Annotated in this window: 1 protein-coding gene; it reads left to right on the forward strand. The window is 28.6% G+C overall.

Features of this window, described 5'->3' with window-relative positions; translation table 4 throughout:
- Positions 1–183 precede the first annotated feature (183 nt).
- Complete coding sequence (locus EHV01_RS05710) at positions 184–1,140, forward strand: L-lactate dehydrogenase (protein WP_422066618.1); 957 nt, start codon at positions 184–186, stop codon at positions 1,138–1,140.
- The last annotated feature ends 157 nt before the right edge of the window (positions 1,141–1,297 follow it).

Raw genomic sequence — 1,297 nt, forward strand, 5'->3', positions numbered from 1 at the left:
WTATNNATTAATTCTGTAATTATTTTTTTCATTAATTATTTACCTCCATATATTAAAAATATACCTAATTTTAGGTATATTTTATAAATATCAAGAGTTTTCGACAAAATTAAAGAGTCTTTTTAAAAAATTTTTTATTTTTTTGCTATAATAAACTAGGAGATTTTTAAAAGGAGAAGAAATATGGAAAATTCAACGAGAAAAGTAGTTTTAGTAGGATGTGGAATGGTTGGAAACAGCTTTTTATATTCAGCGATGAACAGAGGTATTGCACAACATTATTTGCTAATTGATGCGTTTCGACAAGCAGCAGAAGGGAATGCTATTGATTTATCAGATGCAACTGCTGTTTTAGAAAATCGTTTTAGTACAATTAAAGCTGGTGATTATAGTGATTGTAAAGATGCTGATTTAATTGTTATTACAGCAGGAAGACCACAACGAGATGGTGAAACACGATTAGATATGGTTGCTGATAATGCAAGAATTATGCAAGATATTGCTTTAAAAATTAAAGCCTCAGGTTTTAAGGGTGTTACGCTAATTGCTTCAAATCCGGTGGATGTTCTGGCATCAGTTTATCAAAAAGTAACTGGTTATGCAAAAAATAAAGTTATTTCTTCAGGAACAACTTTAGATTCAGCACGTTTAAGAAGATTAGTAGGTAATAAATTAAACATTGCTCCAGCTAGTGTTAATGCTTATGTTTTGGGTGAACATGGTGATTCATCAGTTTCTGTTTGATCAAAAGCTTCAATTATGCAAAAATCAATTGCTGATTTTGTGGCAGAAGGAAAATTAACAGAAAAAGATTTAGAAGATATGCACCAACAAATGATGAAAATGGCTTATACAATCATTGATTTGAAAAAAGCAACTTTTTATGGAATTGGTGTATGTTTATCATCAATTGCAAAAGCAATTTTAAATGATGAAAGATCAACCTTTTTAATTGGTGCAAAATGTGAAGGTGAATATAATGTTACGGGAACTTACATTGGTGTACCAGCAGTTATTGGTGTTAATGGGATTGAAGAAATTATTGAGTGAAAATTAACAAAAGAAGAGCAAGTTAAATTTGAAAAATCAGCGACACAATTACATGAAGCTTTAAAAGTTGCTCTTGCAGCATTAAAATAAGTAATATTTAGGAGGGCTTTTTAAGTCTTTTTTTGTGTTAAATTTATAATATTTTTCTTTAATTTTGTCGAAAACTCTTGATGAAATAAAAAAAATCATCAATATGACAATTTGAAAACTAATTTTGTGTAAGATTATGATTTTGCTTTAAATTTAW

This window comes from Spiroplasma sp. hy2 (assembly GCF_044714365.1).
Taxonomy (GTDB): Bacteria; Bacillota_I; Bacilli_A; order Mycoplasmatales; family Mycoplasmataceae; genus Spiroplasma; species Spiroplasma phoeniceum.